This window comes from Dellaglioa sp. CoH-57-MRSF-19 (assembly GCF_056781975.1).
The window spans coordinates 1-251 of the sequence record NZ_JBXAXW010000303.1; the positions used below are offsets into that span (position 1 = coordinate 1).

Below are 251 nucleotides of genomic sequence, written 5' to 3' on the forward strand. Positions count from 1 at the left end.
GGTTGGCCTTGAGGCTGGTCTTAACCGCCACCATGCCACACCCGATATCGACGCCGACCGCTGCTGGAATAACTGCTGCGTTCAGCGGGATCACGGAACCGACCGTCGCGCCCATGCCTGCGTGCACATCCGGCATGATTGCAACGGGACCCGCCAAGATCGGCAGGTTCGAGATATTCGTGATTTGCTTGAGTGCCTCCTGTTCGACTTCCATGTCACCGGTGAAGAAGCGAGCCTTTCCACCCAGCATC

The 251-nt window shown here is 59.4% G+C and carries 1 protein-coding gene; it reads right to left on the reverse strand.

What is annotated here, in order from left to right:
• On the reverse strand, nucleotides 1-214 hold a 214-nt coding region (locus AC1RO3_RS09295; RefSeq protein WP_481764135.1), incomplete at its 3' end, for an RtcB family protein.
• Between the last annotated feature and the right edge of the window lie 37 nt (nucleotides 215-251).